The organism is Streptomyces sp. NPDC057950 (assembly GCF_042887295.1).
GTDB lineage: Bacteria > Actinomycetota > Actinomycetes > Streptomycetales > Streptomycetaceae > Streptomyces > Streptomyces kaempferi.
Genome location: NZ_JBHVPP010000004.1, coordinates 273,935 through 297,681, shown reverse-complemented (window position 1 = coordinate 297,681; position 23,747 = coordinate 273,935). Strand labels below are relative to the sequence as shown.

The 23,747-nt window shown below is 70.8% G+C and carries 25 protein-coding genes; 13 read left to right on the top strand and 12 right to left on the bottom strand.

Annotated features, from left to right (window positions below; genetic code table 11):
• Nucleotides 1–43: 43 nt before the first annotated feature.
• The 7 genes from ACFVTC_RS10265 to ACFVTC_RS10235 all read right to left on the bottom strand — a co-directional run bounded on the left by ACFVTC_RS10265 (nucleotide 44) and on the right by ACFVTC_RS10235 (nucleotide 4,820).
• The gene (locus ACFVTC_RS10265; RefSeq protein ID WP_390126035.1) at nucleotides 44–232 is read right to left on the bottom strand and encodes a hypothetical protein; all 189 of its coding nucleotides are present in this window, start codon (nucleotides 230–232) and stop codon (nucleotides 44–46) included.
• 11 nt (nucleotides 233–243) lie between these two features.
• Nucleotides 244–408, bottom strand: coding sequence for a hypothetical protein (locus ACFVTC_RS10260; protein WP_390126033.1), 165 nt, complete (start codon nucleotides 406–408; stop codon nucleotides 244–246).
• Nucleotides 409–546: 138 nt separating this feature from the next.
• Entirely contained in the window at nucleotides 547–1,515 is a 969-nt protein-coding gene (locus ACFVTC_RS10255; protein ID WP_390126031.1) for a glycine betaine ABC transporter substrate-binding protein, read from the bottom strand.
• A complete protein-coding gene (locus ACFVTC_RS10250; protein WP_390126029.1) occupies nucleotides 1,512–2,408 on the bottom strand; it encodes an ABC transporter permease in 897 nt (298 codons plus the stop codon). Before ACFVTC_RS10250 ends, ACFVTC_RS10255 begins: the two co-directional genes overlap by 4 nt.
• Nucleotides 2,405–3,613, bottom strand: coding sequence for a betaine/proline/choline family ABC transporter ATP-binding protein (locus tag ACFVTC_RS10245; RefSeq protein WP_390126212.1), 1,209 nt, complete (start codon nucleotides 3,611–3,613; stop codon nucleotides 2,405–2,407). The genes ACFVTC_RS10250 and ACFVTC_RS10245 overlap by 4 nt, the downstream gene beginning before the upstream one ends.
• Before the next feature lie 67 nt (nucleotides 3,614–3,680).
• Complete coding sequence (locus ACFVTC_RS10240) at nucleotides 3,681–4,328, bottom strand: ABC transporter permease (RefSeq protein WP_390126027.1); 648 nt, start codon at nucleotides 4,326–4,328, stop codon at nucleotides 3,681–3,683.
• Between the two features lie 21 nt (nucleotides 4,329–4,349).
• Complete coding sequence (locus ACFVTC_RS10235) at nucleotides 4,350–4,820, bottom strand: Lrp/AsnC family transcriptional regulator (RefSeq protein WP_187285622.1); 471 nt, start codon at nucleotides 4,818–4,820, stop codon at nucleotides 4,350–4,352.
• Between the two features lie 122 nt (nucleotides 4,821–4,942).
• On the opposite strand from ACFVTC_RS10235, the gene hppD reads away from it, so the two are divergent.
• Nucleotides 4,943–6,097, top strand: a complete 1,155-nt coding sequence (gene hppD, locus ACFVTC_RS10230; protein ID WP_329288085.1) for a 4-hydroxyphenylpyruvate dioxygenase — start codon at nucleotides 4,943–4,945, stop codon at nucleotides 6,095–6,097.
• Nucleotides 6,098–6,164: 67 nt separating this feature from the next.
• Here hppD and ACFVTC_RS10225 read toward each other — a convergent pair whose 3' ends face one another.
• Nucleotides 6,165–7,712: a hypothetical protein gene (locus ACFVTC_RS10225; protein WP_390126025.1), complete on the bottom strand. Its 1,548-nt coding sequence runs from the start codon at nucleotides 7,710–7,712 to the stop codon at nucleotides 6,165–6,167.
• A gap of 92 nt (nucleotides 7,713–7,804) precedes the next feature.
• On the opposite strand from ACFVTC_RS10225, the gene ACFVTC_RS10220 reads away from it, so the two are divergent.
• Entirely contained in the window at nucleotides 7,805–9,211 is a 1,407-nt protein-coding gene (locus tag ACFVTC_RS10220; RefSeq protein ID WP_390126022.1) for an FAD-binding oxidoreductase, read from the top strand.
• A 111-nt stretch (nucleotides 9,212–9,322) separates the two neighbouring features.
• On the opposite strand, the gene ACFVTC_RS10215 is transcribed toward ACFVTC_RS10220, so the two are convergent.
• Complete coding sequence (locus ACFVTC_RS10215) at nucleotides 9,323–9,871, bottom strand: SsgA family sporulation/cell division regulator (protein WP_390126019.1); 549 nt, start codon at nucleotides 9,869–9,871, stop codon at nucleotides 9,323–9,325.
• 256 nt (nucleotides 9,872–10,127) lie between these two features.
• On the opposite strand from ACFVTC_RS10215, the gene ACFVTC_RS10210 reads away from it, so the two are divergent.
• Nucleotides 10,128–11,711 carry an RDD family protein gene (locus ACFVTC_RS10210; protein ID WP_390126016.1) on the top strand — a complete coding sequence of 528 codons (1,584 nt, stop codon included), beginning with the start codon at nucleotides 10,128–10,130 and terminating at the stop codon, nucleotides 11,709–11,711.
• A gap of 94 nt (nucleotides 11,712–11,805) precedes the next feature.
• Nucleotides 11,806–12,594 (top strand): RDD family protein, encoded by a 789-nt coding sequence (locus ACFVTC_RS10205; protein ID WP_390126013.1) that lies wholly within the window; start codon nucleotides 11,806–11,808, stop codon nucleotides 12,592–12,594.
• Nucleotides 12,595–12,680: 86 nt separating this feature from the next.
• On the opposite strand, the gene ACFVTC_RS10200 is transcribed toward ACFVTC_RS10205, so the two are convergent.
• Nucleotides 12,681–12,977: a hypothetical protein gene (locus ACFVTC_RS10200; RefSeq protein WP_168528349.1), complete on the bottom strand. Its 297-nt coding sequence runs from the start codon at nucleotides 12,975–12,977 to the stop codon at nucleotides 12,681–12,683.
• Between the two features lie 513 nt (nucleotides 12,978–13,490).
• On the opposite strand from ACFVTC_RS10200, the gene ACFVTC_RS10195 reads away from it, so the two are divergent.
• Nucleotides 13,491–15,839 carry an immune inhibitor A domain-containing protein gene (locus tag ACFVTC_RS10195; RefSeq protein ID WP_390126009.1) on the top strand — a complete coding sequence of 783 codons (2,349 nt, stop codon included), beginning with the start codon at nucleotides 13,491–13,493 and terminating at the stop codon, nucleotides 15,837–15,839.
• Between the two features lie 121 nt (nucleotides 15,840–15,960).
• The gene (locus ACFVTC_RS10190; RefSeq protein WP_390126006.1) at nucleotides 15,961–16,302 is read left to right on the top strand and encodes a hypothetical protein; all 342 of its coding nucleotides are present in this window, start codon (nucleotides 15,961–15,963) and stop codon (nucleotides 16,300–16,302) included.
• A gap of 12 nt (nucleotides 16,303–16,314) precedes the next feature.
• On the opposite strand, the gene ACFVTC_RS10185 is transcribed toward ACFVTC_RS10190, so the two are convergent.
• A complete protein-coding gene (locus tag ACFVTC_RS10185) occupies nucleotides 16,315–16,899 on the bottom strand; it encodes an isochorismatase family protein (RefSeq protein ID WP_390126003.1) in 585 nt (194 codons plus the stop codon).
• 377 nt (nucleotides 16,900–17,276) lie between these two features.
• Complete coding sequence (locus ACFVTC_RS10180) at nucleotides 17,277–18,605, bottom strand: nicotinate phosphoribosyltransferase (RefSeq protein ID WP_390126000.1); 1,329 nt, start codon at nucleotides 18,603–18,605, stop codon at nucleotides 17,277–17,279.
• Between the two features lie 175 nt (nucleotides 18,606–18,780).
• Here ACFVTC_RS10180 and clpS point away from each other — a divergent pair, with 175 nt between their 5' ends.
• The 7 genes from clpS to ACFVTC_RS10145 all read left to right on the top strand — a co-directional run bounded on the left by clpS (nucleotide 18,781) and on the right by ACFVTC_RS10145 (nucleotide 23,649).
• On the top strand, nucleotides 18,781–19,098 hold the full coding sequence (clpS, locus tag ACFVTC_RS10175) for an ATP-dependent Clp protease adapter ClpS (RefSeq protein ID WP_390125998.1): 318 nt from the start codon (nucleotides 18,781–18,783) through the stop codon (nucleotides 19,096–19,098).
• A gap of 57 nt (nucleotides 19,099–19,155) precedes the next feature.
• Nucleotides 19,156–19,761 carry a DUF2017 domain-containing protein gene (locus ACFVTC_RS10170; protein ID WP_168528343.1) on the top strand — a complete coding sequence of 202 codons (606 nt, stop codon included), beginning with the start codon at nucleotides 19,156–19,158 and terminating at the stop codon, nucleotides 19,759–19,761.
• Between the two features lie 323 nt (nucleotides 19,762–20,084).
• On the top strand, nucleotides 20,085–21,545 hold the full coding sequence (locus ACFVTC_RS10165) for an amino acid permease (protein WP_390125995.1): 1,461 nt from the start codon (nucleotides 20,085–20,087) through the stop codon (nucleotides 21,543–21,545).
• A gap of 109 nt (nucleotides 21,546–21,654) precedes the next feature.
• Nucleotides 21,655–22,077 carry a Mov34/MPN/PAD-1 family protein gene (locus ACFVTC_RS10160; RefSeq protein ID WP_390125994.1) on the top strand — a complete coding sequence of 141 codons (423 nt, stop codon included), beginning with the start codon at nucleotides 21,655–21,657 and terminating at the stop codon, nucleotides 22,075–22,077.
• Between the two features lie 79 nt (nucleotides 22,078–22,156).
• Nucleotides 22,157–22,258: a putative leader peptide gene (locus tag ACFVTC_RS10155; RefSeq protein WP_329288077.1), complete on the top strand. Its 102-nt coding sequence runs from the start codon at nucleotides 22,157–22,159 to the stop codon at nucleotides 22,256–22,258.
• 144 nt (nucleotides 22,259–22,402) lie between these two features.
• The gene (locus ACFVTC_RS10150; RefSeq protein WP_148008611.1) at nucleotides 22,403–22,681 is read left to right on the top strand and encodes a MoaD/ThiS family protein; all 279 of its coding nucleotides are present in this window, start codon (nucleotides 22,403–22,405) and stop codon (nucleotides 22,679–22,681) included.
• A gap of 17 nt (nucleotides 22,682–22,698) precedes the next feature.
• Nucleotides 22,699–23,649, top strand: coding sequence for a PLP-dependent cysteine synthase family protein (locus ACFVTC_RS10145; RefSeq protein ID WP_390125989.1), 951 nt, complete (start codon nucleotides 22,699–22,701; stop codon nucleotides 23,647–23,649).
• Nucleotides 23,650–23,747 lie beyond the last annotated feature (98 nt).

Below are 23,747 nucleotides of genomic sequence, written 5' to 3'. Positions count from 1 at the left end.
CCGCCGGGAGCGTGGTGGCGGGCGCGTGGTGGCCGGACGCGGCCTAGGCGGCGACGGCGGGCCTGGGGCCGGAGGCGAGGCGCAGGCCCACCTCCACCAGGGACCAGCCGAGGCGGGTGCGCAGTTCGCCCGGTGCGCGGGCGGCGACCGCGAGCCGGTGGACGCCGGCCTGGGCGCGGAGGTCGGCGGCGCGGACGTGGTGCAGGGCGAGGTGCGTATGGGCGTCGAGCATCGGAGTACCTCTCAGGTCTGTTTGAAGGGGAAGAGGTGCGTGTGGATACGTACCTGCTCCGCGCCGGGGGCGTCCTCGTCGGCTTCCAGCGGGCGGTAGCTGCTCAGGAGTTCGCGCATCCTCGTGACCAGTTCGGCCGCCTGGCCGGGTGTCAGGCGTACCGTCATGTCGCTCATGTCGGTGGCCCCGGACCAGGCGTCGGGCCAGTCGCTCCGGGTGGCGATCCAGGTCGACAGCTCACGGGTGTGGTTGTTCGCGACCTCGTGCAGGAACAGGTCGGCGGCTCCGCGGACCGCGGGGTCCGCGTCGGGGTCTCAGCCCTGTTTCACGAACCCCTGCGCCGTCATCCAGTCCAGTGCCACCTCGTGCGGATCCTGCCCCTGCACGTCCACCTTCGCGTTCAACTCCTGCGCCACCGTGTTGTCCAGCTTCCTCGTCACCGGGTCGAGGACCCGGGCGATCGCCGGATATCGCTTCAGCGCCCGGGAGTTGATCGCGGGCGCCGCGTTGTAGTTGGGGAAGAACTTCTTGTCGTCGGCCATCACGACCAGGTGCATCGAGCGGATGCGCCCGTCCGTGGTGAACACCTCCCCGTACGTGCAACTCCCCTTCGCCACCTGGGTGTAGATGATCCCGGTGTCCATCTGCGTGATGTTCTTCGCGGGCACGCTCATCCCGTACGCCTTCTCCATGCCCGGCAGTCCGTCGGCCCGGTTGGCGAACTCGCTCTCCACGCAGAGCGTGACCGCGCCGGGGTCCTTCCTGGACAACGCGGCCACGTCGGAGAGCGTCTTCGTGCCGTACTTCTCGAAGTTGGCCCGGTTCATGGCCAGCGCGTAGGTGTTGTTGAGCGCGGACGGCGGCAGCCAGGTGATCCCGTTCCGCAGGTCGGCGTCGTGCACCGCCTGCCACTGCTTGCGCGGGTCGGGGATGGGCTTGCTGTTGCCGAGGTACGTGATCCAGGCGGTGCCCGTGTACTCGTACATGCCGTCCGCGTCGCCGCTCTTGACGGCCTCCCGGGCACCGATCGACCCCTGGATACCCGTCCGGTCGAGGACCTCCGCACCGGCCGCCTGGAAGGCGATACCCATGATCGCGCCGAGGATCAGCTGCTCGGTGAACTCCTTCGACGTCACCGTGAGATGCGCGCCCTTGAGCGGCAGCCCCTGCCCGATGGAGCCGGGCCCGACGTCGTCGACCATGGGGGAACCGCTGGTCAGACCGCAGCCGGCGAGAAGCACCAGCGCACCGGCCAGCAGCGCGCGCGGACCCGTCCGCCTCATGAGCCCGCCTCCAGCCCCCGCGGCCGCAGCAGCAGTTCGGCCAGCGAGGCCAGCCAGTCCACGAGCAGCGCGAGCGTCACGGTGAGGACCGAACCGAGCACCAGGACCGGCATCCGCTGGTTGGTGATCCCGGTGGTGATCAGGACGCCGAGGCCGCCACCCCCGCCGAAGGTGGCCAGCGTGGCCGTACCCACGTTCAGGACCAGAGCCGTACGGACACCGGCGAGGATCAGGGGGACGGCCAGCGGGAGTTCGACGCGGGACAGGACGCCCATCGGGGACATGCCGATACCGCGCGCGGCCTCCAGGAGCGTCGGGTCGTTGGCCCTCAGACCCGCGATCGTGTTGGAGAGGACCGGCAGGATGGCGTAGACGGTGATGCCGATCAGGGCCGCCTTCTGGCCGGTGCCGAGCCAGATGACCAGCAGCGCCAGCAGACCGATCGCCGGGGTGGCCTGCCCCATGTTGGCGAAGGCCATCGCGACCGGGCTCGCCCTGCGGAACATCCCGCGGGTGAGCAGGACACCCAGCGGGATCGCGATGATCAGCACGAAGAACGTCGAGATCACGGTCAGCTCGATCTGCTGCCACAGGGCCTTCGGCACCTGCCCGTTCGACAGCGCGTTCCTCGAGATGGGGTCGAGGGTGGCCTGCTGGAACCACAGCCAGGTGGCCAGCAGCACGGCCGCCAGCACCGCCGGCAGGACCGTCAGCTTCTGCCAGGTGATCCGGCGCCGCGGCGCGGCGGGCGGCGGCACGGGCTCCAGCTCGTCCGGGAGACCGGCGTCCCCGGGGAGGATCTCGTCGTCGGGGAACGCGCCGTCGTCCCGGAACGCGAGCCCCTTGACCTCGTGCTCGCCCTCGGGCCTGCGGCCGGGCGGGGGAGTCCTCATGCCTTCGCCTCCCCGCCCGGACCCTCCTGCTCGAAGTGGGTCTGCTGGGCGCGCGCGTCCTCCAGTTCGTGCTGGTGCTCCATCGCCTCGAGCCGGTCCTCCTCCAGCAGCTCGTGCACGGAGTTCATCAGCGTCTCCATGTCGACGACACCGATGTACTCGCCGCGCCGACCCGTCACCGCGACCCGGCCGGTGTTGTCGGTGAGCACGGCCTCCAGCGCGTCCCGCAGCGTGGCGTCCCGGGTCACCGTGTCGTGGACCAGCGTGCCCGCCCGCGCCAGCGAACCCTTGGCCCGCATCAGGTCGCCGCGCCGCAGCCACTTGTAGGGACGGCGCCGCTTGTCGAGGAGCAGGATCTCGTTCGTCCCGCTGCTCCGCAGCTTGTTGAAGATCTCCTGGAGCCGGTCGTTGACGGTGACCGTCGGATAGTCGGTGATCTCCACGTCCCGCACCCGGGTGAGGTTGAGCCGCTTCAGCGCCGCGCCCGCGCCCACGAACCCCGACACGAAGTCGTCGGCGGGATTGGTGAGGATCGCCTCCGGGGTGTCGAACTGCGCGATGTGCGAGCGCTCGCGCAGGACGGCGATCCGGTCGCCCAGCTTGATCGCCTCGTCGAAGTCGTGCGTGACGAAGACGATCGTCTTGTGCAGCTCGCGCTGGAGCCGGATCAGCTCGTCCTGGAGATGGTCGCGGGTGATCGGGTCCACGGCGCCGAAGGGCTCGTCCATGAGCAGGACGGGCGGGTCGGCGGCCAGCGCCCGCGCCACGCCCACCCGCTGCTGTTGGCCGCCGGAGAGCTGACGCGGATAGCGGCCCTGGAACTCGCCCGGGTCGAGGCCGACCAGGTCCAGCATCTCCTCGACCCGCGCCCGGATCCGCGACTTCGACCAGCCGGTCATCTTCGGTACGAGGGCGATGTTCTGAGCGACCGTCATGTGCGGGAAGAGCCCGGACGACTGGATCGCGTACCCGATCCTGCGGCGCAGCTTCACCGGGTCCATGTCGGTGACGTCCTCGCCACCGATGCGGATGCGGCCGCCGGTCGGTTCGATCAGCCGGTTGATCATCTTGAGGGTGGTGGACTTGCCGCACCCGGAAGGACCGACGAAGACGACGAGTTCGCCCGCCTTGATCTCCATGTTGACGCTGTCCACGGCGGGGTCGCTGCTGCCCGGATAGCGCTTGGTGAGGTGCTCCAGCTCGATGGTGGCGCCGGTCGTGGACGTGTGCGCGACATCGGCGGCGTGCCGGTCCCGCCCGGCCTCGGTCGTCTCAGCCACGGATCCCCCTCGGGATGGTCAGCCGCCCGACGAGCACGTACGCGGCGTCGAACAGCAGCGCCAGGATGATGATCCCGACCGTGCCCGCGAGAACCTGGTTGAGCGCGTTCTTGCTGCCCAGGGACCCGATGCCCCGGAAGATCTCGTTGCCGAGGCCGGGCCCGGAGGCGTAGGCCGCGATGGCCGCGATGCCCATCAGCATCTGTGTGGAGACCCGGATGCCGGTGAGGATCGGCGGCCAGGCGAGCGGCAGCTCGACCTTCAGCAGCCGCGCCACCCGGGACATGCCGATGCCCTTCGCGGCGTCCACCAGCGCGGGGTCGACCCCGCGCAGGCCCACGATCGAGTTGCGTACGACCGGCAGCAGTCCGTACAGCGTCAGCGCGATCACGGTGGGCGGGACACCCAGCCCCACGATCGGGATCAGCAGACCGATCATGGCGAGCGACGGGACGGTCAGGACGGTGGAGGTGGTGATCGTGGCGAGGCCGCCCGCCCACTCGCTGCGGTAGGTGACCACACCGAGCACCACGCCGATGAGGGTCGCGACGACCATGCACTGGAAGACCACGCTGGCGTGCTGGTACGCGTCCATGAGCAACTGCTGGTGGCGGTTGCTCAGGTACTCCCAGAAGTTCACGCCGCCTCACCCTGTCGTCGGTCAGTGCTCGGCAGCCGCCTGTTCCACCAGCGGGATGATCCGCAGCGGCACGGCGTTCTCCATGACGATCGCCGTGGAGGCCCGGACGATGCCATCAAAACCGACGACCCGGTCGATCACCCGCTGGAGATCGGCGTTCGAGCGGGCCACCAGCCTGCACAGCATGTCCCCGCTGCCGGTGGTCGTGTGCAGCTCCAGCACCTCCGGGACGGTCGCCAAGTGCGCCCGTACGTCGGGGCCTTGCCCCTGTCGGATCTCCAGCGTCGCGAAGGCCGTCACGGGGTATCCGAGCGCGGCGGGATCCACCTGCGGACCGAATCCCCGGATGACGCCATTCGACTGAAGACGGTCCAGACGGGCCTGCACCGTGCCGCGCGCGACCCCCAGCCGCCGGGACATCTCCAGGACGCCGATCCGCGGCTCCCGCGCCAGCAGCACGATGAGCCGGCCGTCCAGATGATCGATCGCCATGCGCGCCTCCGGAGTGGTCATCCTGTACAGACCGCCCGCTGTTCGGGGCGGACCGCTGAACACATTGCCCAGCCGATACACAAACTATTGCGCACCTTGTGGAAGGGCGAGAGCCTGCGGCCATGTCCCTCATCGACGCGAACCCAGACCAGACTCCCGACACCGCCCGGCAGGCCGATCCCTTCCCGGTCAAGGGAATGGACGCCGTCGTCTTCGCCGTGGGCAACGCCAAGCAGGCCGCGCACTACTACTCCACCGCGTTCGGCATGCGGCTGGTCGCCTACTCCGGGCCGGAGAACGGCAGCCGCGAGACGGCGTCGTACGTCCTGGAGAACGGCTCCGCGCGCTTCGTCCTCACCTCCGTGATCAGGCCCTCCACCCCCTGGGGCCACTTCCTGGCCGAGCACGTGGCGGCGCACGGCGACGGGGTCGTCGACCTCGCCATCGAGGTCCCGGACGCACGCGCCGCGTTCGCGTACGCCGTCGAGCACGGCGCCCGCCCGCTCACCGAGCCGTACGAGCTGAAGGACGAGAACGGCACCGTCGTGCTGGCCGCTATCGCCACGTACGGCGAGACCCGGCACACGCTCGTCGAGCGGACCGGGTACGACGGTCCCTACCTGCCCGGGTACACGGCCGCCGCCCCGATCGTCGAGCCGCCCGCCCGGCGCACCTTCCAGGCCGTCGACCACTGTGTCGGCAACGTCGAGCTCGGCCGGATGAACGAGTGGGTCGGCTTCTACAACAAGGTCATGGGCTTCACGAACATGAAGGAGTTCGTGGGCGACGACATCGCGACCGAGTACAGCGCCCTGATGTCGAAGGTCGTCGCCGACGGCACGCTCAAGGTCAAGTTCCCGATCAACGAGCCGGCCATCGCGAAGAAGAAGTCCCAGATCGACGAGTACCTGGAGTTCTACGGTGGCGCGGGTGTCCAGCACATCGCGCTGAACACCAACGACATCGTCGAGACCGTACGGACCATGAGCGCGGCCGGGGTCCAGTTCCTCGACACGCCCGACTCGTACTACGACACCCTCGGCGAGTGGGCCGGCGACACCCGCGTCCCCGTCGACACCCTGCGCGAACTGAAGATCCTCGTCGACCGCGACGAGGACGGCTATCTGCTCCAGATCTTCACCAAGCCGGTCCAGGACCGTCCGACCGTCTTCTTCGAGATGATCGAGCGGCACGGCTCGATGGGCTTCGGCAAGGGCAACTTCAAGGCCCTGTTCGAGGCGATCGAGCGCGAGCAGGAGAAGCGCGGCAACCTGTAGCGACGCCTCGCGGCGCCGCCCGCCCGCCGTACCTACCGCCGTACCGCTTGTACCGCCCCCCGCCCGGTCAGTGCGGGGCGGTACGGCGGGGCGCGGGCGCGGAAGCGGCCGGTGAGGTGCGGTCGGGTTCCGGGACCTCCGGTTCCGGGAACGCCGGGTCCTCCTCCAGTTCGCTCGGGAGCGACGCGGACGACGTGGACGGCTCGCCCATCGCGTCCAGCGTCCGCCGGGCCAGGGGGGCGAGAAGGGGGGAGAAGTACGGATTGATCTGGAGGGCCTCGGCGATGTGCCGGCGGGCGGCCCCGGTCATGTCCAGGCCGCGTTCGATCTGCCCCCGGTGATAGACGTACAGCGCGCTGCGCACCCCGCCGCCGCGCTCCTTGTCCGTCGCCCGCTCCGCGAACCTCAGCGCCTCCTTGTTCTTCCCGGCCCGGTGCAGGGCCCACCCCAGCGCGTCCGCGACGCCGATGCCCGGCTGCCGTTTCCACTCCGCGCGCAGCCGCTTCACCGCCTCCGACGCATCCCCGTGGTCCGCCTCGAACAGCCCGAGGACCAGCGCGTCGTCGACACCGCCCGCGGTCTCCGTCCGCACCCGCGTCCGCACCAGGCCGTACTGCGCCCGCGCCGCCGAGTCGAGGCCCCGCGACTGGTACAGCTCGCCCAGCTCCAGCGCGTACCCCGGCGCGGGCCGCCCGGCGAACGCCGCCTGATACGCGCGAAGCGCCTCCGGCACGCGCCCGAGTGACGCCAGCGCACGCCCCCGCCCGGCGAGCGCGGCCGGCTCGGCCGGGTCGACGCGCAGCGCGCCCTCGTAGGAGCGCAGCGACTGCTCACGGTCCCCGCGCTCCGACGCCAGCCGGCCGGCCTCCGTCAGCCAGAGCGCCCGCTCGGTCGACGTCCGCGCGCCCGCCGCCGCGTCCGAGAGCGCCGCCACCGCGTCCTCGCGCCAGCCCCGGTCCCAGTACACCTGGGCGGCTCGGGCCAGCACCGGCGGCCCGGAGTGCAGCGCCTGCAGCTTCTCCAGCGCCTTGCGGCTCGCCTTGTAGTCGCCGAGGCCCCGGCACGAGTCGATCAGCAGCGGATACGTCGTCCACTCCTTGGGCGCCAGCTTGCGCGCCGTCTCCCCCCACTCGCGGCCCTTGCGGAAGTCGCCGCGGGCGTTGGCGAGCGCGGCCAGCCCCCGCAGCGCGGCCAGGTTCCGGGTCGGCCCCGCCGCCAGCGACGTACGCAGCGCCCGCTCGGCCTTCGGGAAGTATCCGGGCGTGGCGGTGCGCCGCCCCTGCTCCACGTACGCCGTCCCGAGGACCGCCCAGGACTCCGCGTCCCGCGGATGGGTGCGCAGATACGCCTCGCGGTCGCCGACGAGCGCCGCCAGATCCCGCAGCGACACCGGCACCCCGGCCGTCACCGCCGTCATCGCCCCGGCCACCGGCCCCGGGGCGGCCGGCGTCGGAGTGAACCCGCCGGAAGGCAGCATCACCATCGCCCCGCCGAAGACGGCACAGCCCGCGACCACGCCGATCAGCGCGCGCCGGGCGGCACGGGAGCGGCGCCGCCCGGAGCGTACGCGGGGTTCCGGCCCGGTGAGGATCGGCTGTCGCTGTTCGGTCTCCATGCCGCTCACCATGCGCCAGTACGACGACCACATCCCGGCACACGAAGGGTGCGGCAGACGGGGTTCACACCGATGGCCCCGAGTGCGACGCTGTGATCATGAGCCGTATCGAAGCCCCGCGCGACGACGTCACCGGCACCCTCGTCGACCGCCTCCTGACGGGCCTGCCGAGCGAGGCGGTCCTCACCGACCCGGACGTCACGGTCTCGTACGCCAACGACATGGCGAGCTTCTGCGAGGCCGGCACACCGGCCGTCGTCGTCCTGCCGCGCACCGTCGAACAGGTGCAGCACGTCATGCGCACCGCGACCGCCCTGCGGATCCCGGTCGTCCCGCAGGGTGCCCGCACCGGCCTGTCCGGCGCCGCGAACGCCTCGGACGGCTGCATCGTGCTCTCCCTGGTGAAGATGGACCGGATCCTCGAGATCAGTACCGTCGACCGCATCGCCGTCGTCGAACCCGGCGTCGTCAACGCCGCGCTCTCGCGGGCGGTCGACGCACACGGCCTGTACTACCCGCCGGACCCCTCCAGCTGGGAGATGTGCACGATCGGCGGCAACATCGGCACCGCCTCCGGCGGCCTGTGCTGCGTGAAGTACGGGGTGACAGCCGAGTACGTGCTCGGCCTGGACGTCGTGCTCGCCGACGGACGGCTGATGAGCACCGGCCGCCGCACCGCGAAGGGCGTCGCCGGCTACGACCTCACCCGGCTCCTCGTCGGATCGGAGGGCTCGCTCGGCATCGTCGTACGGGCGGTGCTGGCCCTGAAGCCGCGGCCGCCCCAACAGCTCGTGCTGGCGGCCGAGTTCGGCTCGGCGCGGGCCGCCTGCGACGCCGTCTGCCGGATCATGGAGGGCGGTCATGTGCCCTCCCTCCTCGAACTGATGGACCGTACGACGGTGAAGGCGGTCAACGCCCTGGCCCACATGGGCCTCCCGGAGACCACCGAGGCACTCCTCCTCGCCGCCTTCGACACCCACGACCCGGCGGCCGACCTCGCCGCCGTGGGCGCGCTGTGCGAGGCCGCGGGCGCCACCCAGGTGGTACCGGCGGAGGACGCGGCGGAATCCGAACTCCTGCTCCAGGCACGTCGGCTGTCCCTCACCGCGCTCGAAGCGGTCAAGGGCACCACGATGATCGACGACGTGTGCGTGCCGCGGTCCCGGCTCGGCGACATGCTCGAGGGGATCGAGCGCGTCGCGGAGAAGTACTCCCTGACCATCGGCGTCTGCGCGCACGCCGGCGACGGCAACACCCACCCCACCGTCTGCTTCGACGCCACCGACCCCGACGAGTCCCGGCGCGCCCGCGAGTCCTTCGACGAGATCATGGCCCTCGGACTGGAACTCGGCGGCACGATCACCGGCGAACACGGGGTCGGCGTCCTGAAGAAGGAGTGGCTGGCGCGCGAGATCGGGCCGGTCGGGGTGGAGATGCAGCGCGCCGTCAAGGCCGCGTTCGACCCGCTGGGGATTCTCAACCCGGGCAAGGTGTTCTAGGGCGTGTCGCGGCAGGCGGGACTCTCGTGACACGTCCTGGCGCCGCGGCACCGGAGCCCGTCAGGGCACCGGATCCGGCCGGGGCGGGTGCGCCGCCGTGCCCAGCCCGGTTCACTCCCCGTCCTCCGACTCGTCCGACGGCCACGGGTCGCGCAGCCACAACTCGTCGGCGGACGCGGATCCCGGCTGGTCCTGGAGGTCCCCGCGCTCGCACGAGGCCGAACACGGGGGAGAGGCCGAGAGCCTGGGGGAGGGAGCGAGCAGCTCGGCGAGGCCGTCGTCGATGCCGAGCCGCTCGCCCTCGGACCCCGGCAGAACCGCCCGCAGGGTGCGCTCCAGCCAGGCGGACACCTGCGCGGCCGGCGCCTCCAGCAGCGCGTCGCCTTCGGGTGAGGTGAGCGCCATCAGTACGACGCCCCGTCCCCCGACCTTCGTCGGCCACACGCGCACATCGCCGTGCCCGCACGGCCGGAACACCCCCTCCACGAGCAGTTCGCGGGCGAAGGTCCAGCTGACCGGATGGTCCGAGCCGATGTGGAAGGTGATGTGGACGGCGTACGGGTCGTCGGAGCGGTAGCTGAGCCGGGCCGGTACGGGGATGCTGTGCTCGGGGGACAGGACGAGGCGCAGTTCGAGTTCGCGTTCCACCACGGTGTGCATGTCGGTGCGCTTCCCTTCGTCTACGGGCCTCCGGGGCGGGTCCGTACGAGTGGAGAGCGCGGTGGCGCGGAACCATTACGCGGGTTCGGGGAAATCTTTTGGCGGGCGCGCCGGGGCCGACCGTGCGGGCGGTGACCGGAAGTGGCGGATCCTTGCCCGAAAGAGGTGGGTACCGCGGGAGCGCCGCTGACGGGGGCGCGGGTCTGGTAGATGTGGAGCCCCAAAAAGACCCCCGAGCAGATACGGGACGACGGACATGAGCGCCCCAACCCCGGCACCCGGTGACGACAGGCCCCGCGAAGGGTATTACCCGGACCCCTCCATTCCTGGATATGTCCGGTACTGGAACGGTGCTGCCTGGGTACCGGGCACGAGCCGTCCCGCGCCGTCCGACGGCGTGCCGCTCGGGCCGCCGCCCGGCACACGCCCGGTGGCTCCCGTACCCGCTCCGGCACCGGCCTCCACCGAGGAGACGGGACCGCACTTCTTCGACGAGGACCCCGGGCCGGCCGCCGAGCCGCGACGGGTGACCCCGGCGGAGGCGCAGCACGGCAGCAGGCCCGAGCCCGCGACCGCGTGGGGCGCCGACCGCTCGCGGCAGTCCGGTTTCGGCGGCGAGCAGGACCGGCGGGTGTCCTGGGGGGCGCCGCAGGGAGCCGACCCGCGTCTGCCGCGCGCGGCGGAGCCCGCCGAAGCGGTCCGGCCGCCAGGCGGCGAGACCCCGCACACGGACGGCACGGCGACGATCGAGCCCACGGACCGGGCGGCCGGCTCGCGGTCCCCGGCGCCCGACGGCACCTTCGTCTTCCACCGCCGGCCCGCGACGGGCGGCCCCGCGGGGGCGACGGACGCAGGCGCGGCCGCAGCGCGCGGCGCGCGGTTCGCCGGTCCGGGGCGGCAGGCGGCTCCTGGACCGTCCGCGGCCACCGGTACCCCGGGCACCCAGGACCCCGTCCCCACCGAGGGCACCATGACCTTCCGCGCGCGCTCCCCGCGCACGGAGCAGCACGGCGGGGCGCGGGAGGGGAGCACGGCCCCGGCGGGCGCCGCACCGGGGGCGGCCGCGCCCGAGGAGGGCCCTTCCGGCGCCGGGGGCGGCTTCGGCGCCGGGCAGGCCGCCGCCCAGGCGGCCAGAGCCGCTGCCGCCCAGCCGCCGTCGGCTCCCGCCGTCCCCCAGCAGTCCACCGGCGGCCCCGCCGCCACGCCGCTGTCGAGCGGCACCGGTGGCGGGCAGCCCTCCTGGGCCCAGCAGGTGCACCGGCTCGCGGGCGACGAGGGGCCCGTCGCCCCCTGGAAGCCACCGGTCGACGACGTGTTCCAGGCCGCCGCCCGCCGCCACTCCGCGGCACGGCCCGCGGCTCTGGGCAGACGGCTGGCGGCCCGGATCGTGGACACGGCGGTGCTGGCCACCGTCACCGCCGTGGCGGCCGTACCGCTGGGCACCAAGGCGATCGACCACATCAACGCGAAGATCGACGCCGCCAAGCGGTCCGGGCAGACCGTGACGGTCTGGCTGCTGGACGGCACGACCGCGGGCTACCTGGGAGTCTGCCTCGCCGTCCTGCTCCTGTTCGGCGTGGTCTACGACGCGTTGCCCACCGCCCGGTGGGGCCGCACCCTCGGCAAGATGCTGTGCGGCATCGAGGTCCGGGACATCGAGGGCCACGAACCCCCTTCCTTCGGCCCGGCGCTGCGCCGCTGGCTCGTCTACAGCGTTCCCGGCGTCCTGGTCATCGGTGTCGTGGGCGTGCTGTGGTGTCTGTTCGACAAGCCCTGGCGGCAGTGCTGGCACGACAAGGCGGCCCACACTTTCGTGGCCGCCCGGCCGCCCTCCGCCTAGGCGTCGACGCGGCCGCCCGGCCGCCGGGTCGTGCGGTCCCCCGGACGGCCGCTCGCGGGATGCGGAGCCGGAGGGTTCGCGGTCGACTCGGGCCATGAGCAGCGAACCGCCGCCCCCCGGCTCCGGGCAGCCACCGGAGGAAGACCCGTTCAAGAAGCAGCCCCCGCCGGCTGAGGGCGGCGGCTCCCCGTACGACGGCACCTCGCCGCCGCCGCCGTCGGGGTCGCCGTACGACTCCCCGCACGACAACCGGACGCCGCCGTACGGGAGTCAGCCCCCGCCGTACGGCGGTCAGCAGCCCCCGCCGTACGGCGGTCAGCAGCCACCGCCCCCCGGCGGCGGTCCCTACGGTTCGGGCGGCGGCGGTCCGTACGGCTCCGGCGGCGGCGATCCCTACGGCTCCGGCGGCCCCTACGGCGGCGATCCGCTGGAGGGCATGCCGCCGCTCGCCGACAGCGGTAAACGCGTGCTGGCGAGGATCCTCGACATGATCCTCGTGGGCATCGTGGTGTGGCTGCTGTCCTGGGCGTTCGGGGTCACCGAGTACAACGTGAACGCGGACCGGGTCGAGTACGGCAAGGGCCTCGGGCAGTCCGTGATCGCCGCGGTGCTCTACACCGGTTACGACACCTTCCTGATCCGCAAGTCGGGGCAGACCCTCGGCATGAAGCTGTTCCACATGCGGGTGGCCGACCTGGACAACGGCGCCACACCCTCCACGCAGACCTCGCTGATCCGCGCGCTGGTGCTGTGGATCCCGTTCGCGTTCTGCTGCGCGTGCATCTGGACCGCGATCGCGGGCGGCTGGAGTTTCTTCGACAAGCCCTACAAGCAGGGTCTGCACGACAAGGCGGCCAAGACGGTGGTGGTGGCCACCGGCTGACACACGCGATCAGCCGCACTCCACGAGGAGACGGCTGACCGGGACGGCGGGTCCGCGCTTCGTGGGCCCGCCGGACGTGCGTGGGGTCACGGACCCGCCGGTTCGTGAACGGGCTCGGACGACACGGAGACGGACGCGGCGACGGAAGCGGTCTCGCGCCGCACCGGAACCCGCGTCCGGACGGCGGGGGCCGCGACGGCCGACGGTGCGCGCTTCGGCAGCGGAACCGTTACGGCGACGAGCAGTCCGAGAGCGAGTGCCGAGAGGGTGATCACCGCGATCCCCAAACCCGAACTCGTCTGAGACAGCAGCAGCATGGCGAGCGTCGAGAAGATCACGGTGCAGGAACCGTAGGCGAGCTGTGCGGCGGTCGGACGAGGCATGGCGATTCCTCGGGGTGGGGGTACTCCCCCCGTGCCTCTCGAGATGGGGGAGGATGCGGACAACAACGGGCGTGGAGCTGCGAACTCGGGTCGTGCGGCGAACTCGGGTGGAGCCGCGAGCTCGGACGGAACGGTGAATCGTGGGGCGACAACGCTGTCGACCTGTCGTTCCGTTGACATTCCAACGGCGCGGCAATCGACTCTATTCGCCTGCATGCCCGACTGGAACGCCCGGTAAGCGTGACCTAACCCACGGTGCCGGTGCACAGGGGGCGCACGGAGTCACCGCGTCCATCAAGTGGACGTGCGGACGCGCCTGTTGGGGGCGTTCCGAGCGGTTCGGATACCGAACGGGTGCTCCTGCATAGTGCAGTTGACTTGTGCAAGTCAAGATCTGTCTTTTCTTTGGTAACTCCGGTCAACTGTCGTCACTTGACACGCGTATACGCGCGCGGAGCACCATGACACCGGGATCCCCCCATCCGCGCGGACGGACGCGGGGGAGGATTTCAAGTGACCAGCAGACCATGGACGTTCAGAGCAGCCGCGGTGGGCGTCGCCCTCGCGGCGGCCACCGCCACGTTCTCGACGTTCGCCGTCGCGCAGGCCGACGGCGCACCGTCGTCGGCGGCTGTGGAGCGCCACGACCCGCAGCCGGCCAGGAACAAGGTCGACCACGACCTCGACGGCCCGCTCAGCAAGACCCAGGACGCACAGCGCAAGGAAGCCCTGGATCAGGTCATATCCGGCGACGCCAAGGTCCAGGACCGCAACGGCTCGCACGTCGTCCAGCTCAAGGGCAAGAACAAGGGCAAGAGCAAGTACGTCGAGCTCGGCCGTGAGAAGACCGACCGGATCTTCACGATCCTCGTCGAGTTCGGCGACCAGGTCGACAGCCGCTACGGCGGCACCGCCGGCCCGCTGCACAACAAGATAGCCGCGCCCGACCGTGCCAAGGACAACAGCACGGCCTGGCAGGCGGACTACAACCAGAAGCACTTCCAGGACCTGTACTTCGGCACCGGCAAGAACTCCGAGTCGCTGAAGAAGTACTACGAGAAGGAGTCCTCGGGCCGCTACTCGGTCGACGGCGAGGTCACCGACTGGGTCAAGGTCCCCTACAACGAGGCCCGTTACGGCTCCAACAAGGCGTCCACCGGGGCCTGGTACGCGGTCCAGGACGGCGTCACCGCCTGGGTCGCCGACCAGAAGGCGGCAGGCAAGTCCGACGCAGCCATCAAGGCGGACCTCGCCCAGTACGACCAGTGGGACCGTTACGACTACGACGGCGACGGCAACTTCAACGAGCCCGACGGCTACATCGACCACTTCCAGATCGTGCACGCCGGTGAGGACGAGTCCGCGGGCGGCGGCGCGCAGGGCGAGGACGCGATCTGGGCCCACCGCTGGTACGCGTTCGGCACCGACGCCGGGGCGACCGGCCCGGTCGGCAACAAGCTCGGCGGCGCCGCGATCGGTGACACCGGCATCTGGGTCGGCGACTACACCATCCAGCCGGAGAACGGCGGACTCGGCGTCTACGCCCACGAGTACGGTCACGACCTCGGCCTCCCGGACGAGTACGACACCTCCGGCGGCGGCGAGAACGGCACCGGATTCTGGACGCTGATGTCGGCCGGTTCCTGGCTCGGCACCGGCAAGAACGCCATCGGCGACCTGCCCGGCGACATGAACGCCTGGGACAAGCTGCAGCTCGGCTGGCTCGACTACGACCGCGCCAAGGCCGGCGTGACGTCGGAGCACAAGCTGGGCGTCGCCGAGTACAACACCAAGAACAGGCAGGCCCTCGTGGTCTCGCTGCCCGACAAGAAGGTCACCACCACCGTCGTCACCCCGGCGCAGGGCGCCACCCAGTGGTGGAGCGGCAGCGGCAACGACCTCAAGAACACGCTGACCCGATCGGTCGACCTCACCGGCAAGGCCGCGGCCACGCTGACGCTCGACGGCTGGTACGACATCGAGCAGGACTACGACTACCTCTACACCGAGGTGTCCACCGACGGCGGCGCCAACTGGACCGCCCTCGACGGCACGGTGGGCGGCGCCGCGATCCCGCGTGACGGCAGCGGCAAGCCCGCGCTGACCGGCTCCGTGGACGCGTACAAGAAGCTGTCGTTCCCGCTCGACGCCTACGCGGGCAAGAAGATCGACCTGCGCTTCCGCTACCAGAGCGACGGTGGCGTGGCGTTGAAGGGCTTCACGGCCGACGAGATCACCGTCACCGCCGACGGCACGCCGCTCTTCTCCGACAACGCGGAGAGCGCGGACGCCGCGTGGACCGCCGCCGGCTTCTCCCGGATCGGCGCGTCCTTCGCCGACGACTACGCGCAGTACTACATCGCCGAGAACCGCCAGTACGTCTCGTACGACAAGACCCTCAAGGTCGGCCCGTACAACTTCGGCTTCTCGACGACGCGTCCGGACTGGGTCGAGCACTACCCGTACCAGAACGGTCTGCTGATCTGGAAGTGGGACACCTCCCAGGCGGACGACAACACCAGCGCCCACCCGGGCGTGGGTCTGATCCTGCCGGTGGACGCGCACCCGACGGCCCTGAAGTGGACCGACGGAACGATCCTCCGCAACAAGATCCAGACCTTCGACTCGACCTTCAGCACCTATCCGACGGACGCGCTCAAGCTCCACAACGCCGACGTCGCGCTGAAGATCAAGTCGCAGAAGGGGGTCTCCGTCTTCGACGACGGCAGGAACTCGTATTACGACCCGGCGAACCCCACGGGTGGTGTCAAGGTCACTGACACCAACACCAAGATCCGGATCGTGAAGGAGCCCAAGGACGGCTCGACGATCACGCTCCTGGTGGGCCGGTCGGCGAAGTAAGTGACGTTTTAGCAGGTCAGAGCATGATCGGCCGTGACCCCCTGGCGGGTTACGGCCGATCGTGTTTAGGTGCGTCCTGTGGATTTCTTATTGACACCGGGACGCACGGGGGTGTGACTGCATGGCCGCAGGAGGTTTCTGCAAGCTGCCGAACGGCAGTGTGGTGGTGGCACTGAACCTGCCCAGCCCGCCGGGCTCGGCGCTGGGCAGTGTGCGCTTCCTGGTGCTCGCCCAGAACCGGGCCCGCGCCCTGACCCGGCTGCGCAACCTGGGCCTGCGCGCCGTCTACCTCCGCGGAAACGGGGCCCCGCCCACGCCCGACGAGATCACGGCCGTACTGCACCATCCCGACGGCCTGATATGGCGTACGGCCCCTGACAACGGTGTCGCGTGCCCGGTCCCGTCCCAGGAGCTGTGGCACCCGATCAGAGCCCTCCTGAGACGCCCGGCCCCTCAGCCGTGAGACGTCCGGCCCTCAGACGACCGGCTTGCCGGTCAGCTCGACGCCCGCCTCCCGCAGTTCCTCCAGCGCCCGCTCCGTGGTCGCCTCGGACACCCCGGCCGTGAGGTCGAGCAGCACCTGCGTACGGAAACCGTTTCGCACCGCGTCCAGCGCGGTCGCCCGCACACAGTGGTCGGTCGCGATGCCCACCACGTCCACCTCGTCGATCTCGCGGGCCCGCAGCCAGTCGCCCAGGGAGACCCCGTTCTCGTCGGCGCCCTCGAATCCGCTGTAGGCCGCCGCGTACGCGCCCTTGTCGAAGACGGCGTCGATCGCGCCGGAGGCGACCACCGGGGCGAAGTTCGGGTGGAACCCCACCCCCTCGGTGCCGGCCACGCAGTGGGCGGGCCAGGAGTGGACGTAGTCGGGGTTGTCGGCGAAGTGGCCGCCGGGGGCGATGTGGAGGTCACGGGTGGCGACGACATGCCGGTAGCCGGCGGGCGCCTGCCCGATCAGCTCCGTGACGGCGGCGGCCACGTCGGCGCCCCCGGCCACCGCGAGGCTGCCCCCCTCGCAGAAGTCGTTCTGCACGTCTACGACGATCAAGGCGCGGCGCATGGTCGGTGTCCTTCGACTATGGGGTCGGTGTGGGGATACGGGCCCGGCCTGTCGGGCCGGCCTGGAGACTTCACGTGCGGCGCGGGAGGGGTTGGGTCACTGCTGTCGGCCCCGACGGCTGTGCTCGTGCGTGCTGCCGTTGCATTCCCGCTGACCGCCCGTTCATTCGTGTTTGCCCTGGGGCGGCCGAAGAAGCCGGGTGCCGCCACGGCGTTGCCCGCGCACACCCCGGCGCACCCTGGGCGTATCGGACGGGTCCGGGGCGGCGGAGCGGGGCGCCGCCCCGGACGCGCCGCCGCGCAGACGTCTTCTCGACAGACGCGTAGTCCGGCTCGGACGTACTCCGTGTGCTCATCGGACGTACTCCGTGGGAATCCTCAGACGTACTCCGTGGGAATCACCGCTTCCCCGCGCGACAGCTGGGTCGCCGAGAGCGGCAGACGGGCAAGGGCCGCCGCGTGCCGGTCGCGGGCCATGTCGAGCGGCTCCCGGGAGACGACCTGGCCGCCCTTGACCAGCTCGACCAGGAGCTGCTGGTCGGCGAGGTCGCCGGGCACCGGCCCGGTCCCGATCACCTCGGCCTCGGCGAACCCGCGCTCGTCGCGCCGCCGCGCCGCCCACTTGCGCCCGCCGATGGAGGTCTTGCCGCCGGTCGACCTCTTGGCCACGGGCACCAGCGGAGCCTTCGGGTCCGCCGACTCGGCACGGGCGACCAGCTTGTAGACCATCGAGCAGGTGGGATGGCCGGACCCCGTCACCAGCTGGGTGCCGACGCCGTACGCGTCCACCGGCGCCGCCGCCAGGGAGGCGATGGCGTACTCGTCCAGGTCCGAGGTCACGACGATCTTCGTCCCGGTCGCCCCCAGCTCGTCCAGCTGCTGCCGCACCCGGTGCGCGACCAGCAGCAGGTCCCCGGAGTCGATCCGGACCGCCCCGAGCTCCGGCCCGGCGATGTCGACGGCCGTCCGTACGGCCTCGGCGACGTCGTAGGTGTCGACGAGCAGTGTGGTGCCCCGGCCGAGCGAGTTCACCTGGGCCTGGAAGGCGTCCCGCTCGTGGTCGTGCAGCAGCGTGAAGGCGTGCGCGGACGTTCCCACGGTCGGGATGCCGTAGCGGAAGCCGGCCGCCAGGTCGGAGGTGGTGGTGAAACCGCCCACGTACGCGGCCCGTGCGGCGGCGACCGCGGCCAGCTCGTGGGTGCGCCGGGCGCCCATCTCGATCAGCGGGCGTTCACCGGCGGCGGAGGACATCCGGGAGGCGGCGGCCGCGATCGCCGAGTCGTGGTTGAGGATCGAGAGGACCACGGTCTCCAGGAGCACGCACTCCGCGAAGGACCCCTCGACCCGCAGGAGGGGCGAGCCCGGGAAGTACACCTCGCCCTCGGGGTAGCCCCAGACGTCGCCGCGGAAGCGGTACGAGGCGAGCCACTCCAGGGTCGGCTCGTCCACGATGGCCCGCTCGCGCAGGAATCCGAGGACGTCGGCGTCGAAGCGGAAGTTCTCGACGGCGTCGAGGACCCGCCCGGTGCCCGCCACGACGCCGTAGCGGCGCCCCTCGGGAAGCCTCCGGGTGAAGACCTCGAAGACCGAGCGCCGCTCGGCGGTCCCGGCGGCCAGCGCGGCCTGCAGCATGGTCAGCTCGTACTGGTCGGTGAAGAGCGCCGTCGAGGGCACGTCCACCGGCAGTCCGAGGTCCGCTGGATTCACTGCGCTCTCCTCGCACTCATCGCCGCGGGTCCCCCCGGCAGGGCGCCGGGGGTCCGGGGGCCGTCCCCCGCAATCGCCGCACAGCACGGGATCGTACCCCCATCTCGTCACTCTGACGATTTGTGGGTCCGGTTTGTCGGGCCCGTTTGTGCGGGCACCCCCTTGTGGTGGCAGCATGGGCCGTGTGACGGCTCCCGCACCCCTAGAGACCGAAAAGACCGAGTCGGCGGAGGAGGTCTTCGCCGTGCCCGAGCCGGACGTCCCCTGGGTCACGATCGTGCACAACGACCCGGTCAACCTCATGAGCTACGTGACGTATGTCTTCCAGACGTACTTCGGGTACACCAAGGACAAGGCGACCAAGCTCATGATGGACGTCCACCACAAGGGCCGGGCGGTCGTGTCCAGCGGCTCGCGCGAGGAGATGGAACGCGACGTGCAGGCGATGCACGGCTACGGTCTGTGGGCCACCCTCCAGCAGGACCGGAAGTAACCGGACCACCGAAAAGCCCGAAACCGCGAGCAGGACCGGAAGTAGCGAACTCACTCCATGCCAGGACACTTCGAACCGCTCCCCGACGGCGGCGCGGCCGTCGCGCTCGACGAGGTCGAGATCTCCATCATCCGCTCCCTCGCCGTGCAGCTCCTGGAGCTCATCGGTCCCGGCCCCGCGGCGGACGCCCCCGACGACCCGCTCGCGGAGCTGTTCGCGGAGGGCCCCAGTGAGCCGCCCTCCGACCCGGTGCTGCAGCGCCTCTTCCCGGACGCCTACAGCGGCCCCGACGTGGAGGCATCCTCGCCGGAGCAGGCCGAGGAGCAGCGGGCGTACTCCTCCGAGTTCCGCCGCTTCACCGAGAACGACCTGCGCGCGGGCAAGCGCGAGAACGCCCTCGTGGTGATCCGCTGCCTCGACGCGCTCACCACGGCGGGCGACGGCGGCGCGGTCCTCAAGCTCTCCGTCCCCGAGTCCGAGTCGTGGCTGCGCGCGCTCAACGACCTGCGGCTGGCGATCGGTGCCCGGCTCGACGTCGTCGACGAGGAGGACACCGACCTCCTCTACCGTCTGCCCGACGAGGACCCGCGCAAGCCGATGGTGATGGCGTACCTCTGGCTGGGCGGTCTCCAGGAGACGCTCGTCGAGACCCTTCTGCCCTGATCCCTCCGCATTTCGGCGTTCGCTCAGAGGACGCTCAAATCCGGATAACGATCTCGTCACCGATGCGGCCTGCTATATAGCGCTGTGCTCTTTTTGTCCGCTTCTCCCTGTGGTGTGCACAACACGAGCCGCCCGCCCCGTCCGTTGCGGTCGTGATAGATCTTCACGACCGCCCGACAGGACACCACCCACGTCCGGTCGGGTGCGCCACCGAGCCGGCGGATCGCCGGCCAGGCACACGCTCCATCAATCCGGGGGGATCGGAACCCGATCCGAAGCCAGGGGGACTGGCTCGGAACGGCATGGAGAAAGGCGCACCACGCATGACCTCATCGCAGGTCGACCAGACCGACGAGCCACGCGCAGGCAGTGAGGCCGTGGGCGGCGACACCCCCGGAGAGGGGTACGAGCGCGGGCTCGGAAGCCGTCAGGTCCAGATGATCGCGATCGGCGGCGCCATCGGCGTCGGTCTCTTCCTGGGCGCCGGGGCGAACATCGCCAAGGCCGGACCCAGCCTCATCCTCATGTACGCCCTGGCCGGCGTGATCATCTTCTTCATCATGCGGGCACTCGGCGAACTGCTGCTGTACCGCCCGGTCTCGGGGTCCTTCGCGGAGTACTCCCGCGAGTTCCTCGGCCCGTTCTTCGGCTACTTCACCGGCTGGACGTACTGGCTGATGTGGGTGGTCACCGGCATGGCCGAGCTGACCGCCGCCGCGATCTACGTCCACTACTGGTTCCCGGCCGTCCCCCAATGGGTGACCGCACTGGTGTTCCTGGTGGTCCTCTTCGTGGCGAACCTGATCTCGGTCAAGCTCTTCGGCGAGATCGAGTTCTGGTTCTCGATGGTCAAGGTCACCGCGCTGATCGGCATGATCGTGATCGGCCTCGGCGTGCTCACCTTCGGCTTCAGCTCCGCCGGTGACACCGCCTCCGTCGCCAACCTCTGGCAGTTCGACGGCTTCTTCCCCAAGGGCATCGGCTCGTCCCTGATGACCCTCCAGGGCGTCATGTTCGCCTACCTCGCCGTCGAGCTCGTCGGCGTCACCGCGGGCGAGTCCGAGAACCCCGAGAAGACGCTCCCCAAGGCCATCAACACCCTCCCGTGGCGCATCGCCCTCTTCTACGTCGGCGCGCTCACGGTCATCCTCTGCGTCGTGAAGTGGACGGAGTTCGCCCCCGGCGTGAGCCCCTTCGTGGAAGCCTTCGCGAAGATCGGCATCCCGGCCGGCGCCGGCATCGTCAACTTCGTCGTGCTCACCGCCGCCCTCTCCTCCTGCAACTCCGGCATGTACTCCACGGGCCGCATGCTGCGCACCCTCGCCGACAACGGCGAGGCGCCGAAGGTCTTCAACAAGCTCTCCTCCACCAAGACCCCGGCCTTCGGCATCACGATCTCCGTGCTCTTCATGGGCATCGGCGTGATCCTCAACTACATCGTCCCGGAGAAGGCCTTCGGCTACGTCACCTCGGTGGCCACCGCGGCCGGCATCTGGACCTGGCTGATGATCCTGGTCAGCCACATCCTCTACCGCCGAGCGGTCGACGCCGGACGCCTGCCCGCCTCGTCCTTCCCGGCCCCGGGCGGCGCGAAGTGCAGCTGGGTCGCGGTCGCCTTCCTCCTCTTCGTCACGGGCCTGATCGCCTACGACGGCGACTCCCGCATCTGCCTCTACGTGATGGCCGTCTGGGCCGTCGCGCTGGCCGTGGGCTGGTTCGTCCTCAAGGCACGCAATCCGCAGGTCACCGAGCGCCGCGAGACCACCTTCGAGAAGGTCGGCTGACCGGCCGCGGACGCCCGGCCCGCACGGGCCGCCGCTCGGACGTCCGGCATCCGGGCCGCCCCGTACCACTCTTCGGTACGGGGCGGCCCGTCTGTTTATCCTGGCCGACATGCTGACCATCACTCAGGCCCTCGTCGACCAGATCGTCGCGCACGCGCGCCAGGACCACCCCGACGAGGCGTGCGGCGTCGTCGCGGGCCCGGCGGGCACCGGCCGCCCCGAGCGCTTCATCCCGATGCTCAACGCCGCCCGCTCGCCCACCTTCTACGAGTTCGACTCGGGCGATCTGCTGAAGCTGTACCGCGAGATGGACGACCGCGACGAGGAGCCGGTGATCATCTACCACTCCCACACGGCGACCGAGGCGTACCCCTCCCGCACGGACATCTCCTACGCCAACGAGCCCGGCGCGCACTACGTCCTCGTCTCGACCGCGGACGCCGACGACGCCGGACCCTTCCAGTTCCGCTCGTACCGGATCCTGGAGGGCGAGGTGACGGAGGAGGAGCTCAAGATCGTAGAGGCCCACTGATCTCACCCCCCGGCCCGGAAGTATCCGGAATGCGAGATCACACCCGGGGATCCCGGGCGGGAATCGATACGATGAGCCCATGGTTTCCCAGGACGTGAGCGAGAAGACGCCGGGCGTGCTGCTCGTGGCGCGGCTGCACGTCGATCTGTGCAGGCTGCAGAGCGCCATCTGTACGCGCTGATCCGGCCGCCGCCGTACGGCCGTGAGCCATCGGGGTACCCCGGGTGAAGCCCACGCTTCCGGGATCCGCAACCGGCGTACCCCATGCTTTCCCGCGCTGCCGCGCGCCCACCGACCGACTTCCTTCCGACAGGAGCCCGAACCCATGGCCATCGAGGTCCGCATCCCCACCATCCTGCGCACCTACACCGGCGGCGAGAAGGCCGTCGAGGGCGGCGGGGAGACCCTCGCCGAGCTCTTCGCCGACCTCGAGACCCGGCACGCGGGCATCCAGGCACGCATCGTCGACGACGGCCAGCTGCGCCGCTTCGTCAACGTCTACCTGAACGACGAGGACGTCCGCTTCCTCGACGGCATCAACACCAAGCTCGCCGACGGCGACAACGTGACGATCCTGCCGGCCGTGGCCGGCGGCATGGCCTGATCGGCCGCTGGTCACCGATGCGCTACGACTCCCCGCTCGCCGCGGTGGGCAACACCCCTCTGGTGCGCCTGCCGCGGCTCTCGCCGTCCGCGGACGTCCGTGTCTGGGCGAAGTTGGAGGACCGCAATCCCACCGGCTCGGTCAAGGACCGGCCCGCGCTGCACATGATCGAACAGGCGGAGAAGGACGGCCGTCTGACACCCGGCTGCACCATCCTGGAACCGACGTCGGGCAACACGGGCATCTCGCTGGCGATGGCGGCGAAGCTCAAGGGCTACCGCATGGTGTGCGTGATGCCCGAGAACACCTCGCAGGAACGGCGTGAGCTGCTCGGCATGTGGGGCGCCGAGATCATCCCCAGCCCGGCCGCCGGCGGCTCCAACACCGCCGTGCGCGTCGCGAAGGAACTGTCGGCCGAGCACCCGGACTGGGTGATGCTGTACCAGTACGGGAATCCCGACAACGCGGGCGCGCACTACGCGACGACAGGGCCGGAGATCCTCGCCGACCTGCCCTCCGTCACCCACTTCGTGGCGGGCCTCGGCACCACCGGCACCCTGATGGGCGTCGGGCGCTTCCTCCGGGAGAACAAGCCGGACGTGAAGATCGTCGCGGCGGAGCCGCGCTACGACGACCTGGTGTACGGGCTGCGCAACCTGGACGAGGGCTTCGTGCCCGAGCTGTACGACGCGTCCGTCCTGACCACCCGCTTCTCGGTCGGCTCCGCCGACGCGGTGACCCGCACCCGGGAGCTGCTCCAGCAGGAGGGCATCTTCGCGGGGGTCTCCACCGGGGCCGCGCTGCATGCCGCGCTCGGGGTCGGCCGCAAGGCGCTCGCCGCGGGGGAGAGCGCGGACATCGTCTTCGTGGTGGCCGACGGGGGCTGGAAGTACCTGTCGACGGGGGTCTACACCGCCGCGACGACGGAGGAGGCCATCGCCACGCTCCAGGGGCAGCTCTGGGCGTAGGGGTGGACCCGGGCCTCTTCTCGCCCCCCGCCGCTCCTACCCGACCCGTGTTCTACCTGGGGGCTCCGCCCCCAGGTACCCCGCCGGACTCAGGGGCC

What these genes read in the sequence shown, in the direction of transcription:
- ACFVTC_RS10255 (WP_390126031.1), bottom strand. Translation starts at nt 1,515, where the DNA reads ATGAGGCGGACGGGTCCGCGCGCGCTGCTGGCCGGTGCGCTGGTGCTT.
- ACFVTC_RS10145 (WP_390125989.1), top strand. Translation starts at nt 22,699, where the DNA reads ATGCGCTACGACTCCCCGCTCGCCGCGGTGGGCAACACCCCTCTGGTG.
- ACFVTC_RS10260 (WP_390126033.1), bottom strand. Translation starts at nt 408, where the DNA reads ATGAGCGACATGACGGTACGCCTGACACCCGGCCAGGCGGCCGAACTG.
- ACFVTC_RS10215 (WP_390126019.1), bottom strand. Translation starts at nt 9,871, where the DNA reads ATGCACACCGTGGTGGAACGCGAACTCGAACTGCGCCTCGTCCTGTCC.
- ACFVTC_RS10165 (WP_390125995.1), top strand. Translation starts at nt 20,085, where the DNA reads ATGACCTCATCGCAGGTCGACCAGACCGACGAGCCACGCGCAGGCAGT.
- ACFVTC_RS10225 (WP_390126025.1), bottom strand. Translation starts at nt 7,712, where the DNA reads ATGGAGACCGAACAGCGACAGCCGATCCTCACCGGGCCGGAACCCCGC.
- ACFVTC_RS10210 (WP_390126016.1), top strand. Translation starts at nt 10,128, where the DNA reads ATGAGCGCCCCAACCCCGGCACCCGGTGACGACAGGCCCCGCGAAGGG.
- hppD (WP_329288085.1), top strand. Translation starts at nt 4,943, where the DNA reads ATGTCCCTCATCGACGCGAACCCAGACCAGACTCCCGACACCGCCCGG.
- ACFVTC_RS10250 (WP_390126029.1), bottom strand. Translation starts at nt 2,408, where the DNA reads ATGAGGACTCCCCCGCCCGGCCGCAGGCCCGAGGGCGAGCACGAGGTC.
- ACFVTC_RS10190 (WP_390126006.1), top strand. Translation starts at nt 15,961, where the DNA reads ATGGCCGCAGGAGGTTTCTGCAAGCTGCCGAACGGCAGTGTGGTGGTG.
- ACFVTC_RS10185 (WP_390126003.1), bottom strand. Translation starts at nt 16,899, where the DNA reads ATGCGCCGCGCCTTGATCGTCGTAGACGTGCAGAACGACTTCTGCGAG.
- ACFVTC_RS10205 (WP_390126013.1), top strand. Translation starts at nt 11,806, where the DNA reads ATGAGCAGCGAACCGCCGCCCCCCGGCTCCGGGCAGCCACCGGAGGAA.
- ACFVTC_RS10170 (WP_168528343.1), top strand. Translation starts at nt 19,156, where the DNA reads ATGCCAGGACACTTCGAACCGCTCCCCGACGGCGGCGCGGCCGTCGCG.
- ACFVTC_RS10150 (WP_148008611.1), top strand. Translation starts at nt 22,403, where the DNA reads ATGGCCATCGAGGTCCGCATCCCCACCATCCTGCGCACCTACACCGGC.
- ACFVTC_RS10160 (WP_390125994.1), top strand. Translation starts at nt 21,655, where the DNA reads ATGCTGACCATCACTCAGGCCCTCGTCGACCAGATCGTCGCGCACGCG.
- ACFVTC_RS10265 (WP_390126035.1), bottom strand. Translation starts at nt 232, where the DNA reads ATGCTCGACGCCCATACGCACCTCGCCCTGCACCACGTCCGCGCCGCC.
- ACFVTC_RS10235 (WP_187285622.1), bottom strand. Translation starts at nt 4,820, where the DNA reads ATGGCGATCGATCATCTGGACGGCCGGCTCATCGTGCTGCTGGCGCGG.
- clpS (WP_390125998.1), top strand. Translation starts at nt 18,781, where the DNA reads ATGGGCCGTGTGACGGCTCCCGCACCCCTAGAGACCGAAAAGACCGAG.
- ACFVTC_RS10200 (WP_168528349.1), bottom strand. Translation starts at nt 12,977, where the DNA reads ATGCCTCGTCCGACCGCCGCACAGCTCGCCTACGGTTCCTGCACCGTG.
- ACFVTC_RS10155 (WP_329288077.1), top strand. Translation starts at nt 22,157, where the DNA reads ATGGTTTCCCAGGACGTGAGCGAGAAGACGCCGGGCGTGCTGCTCGTG.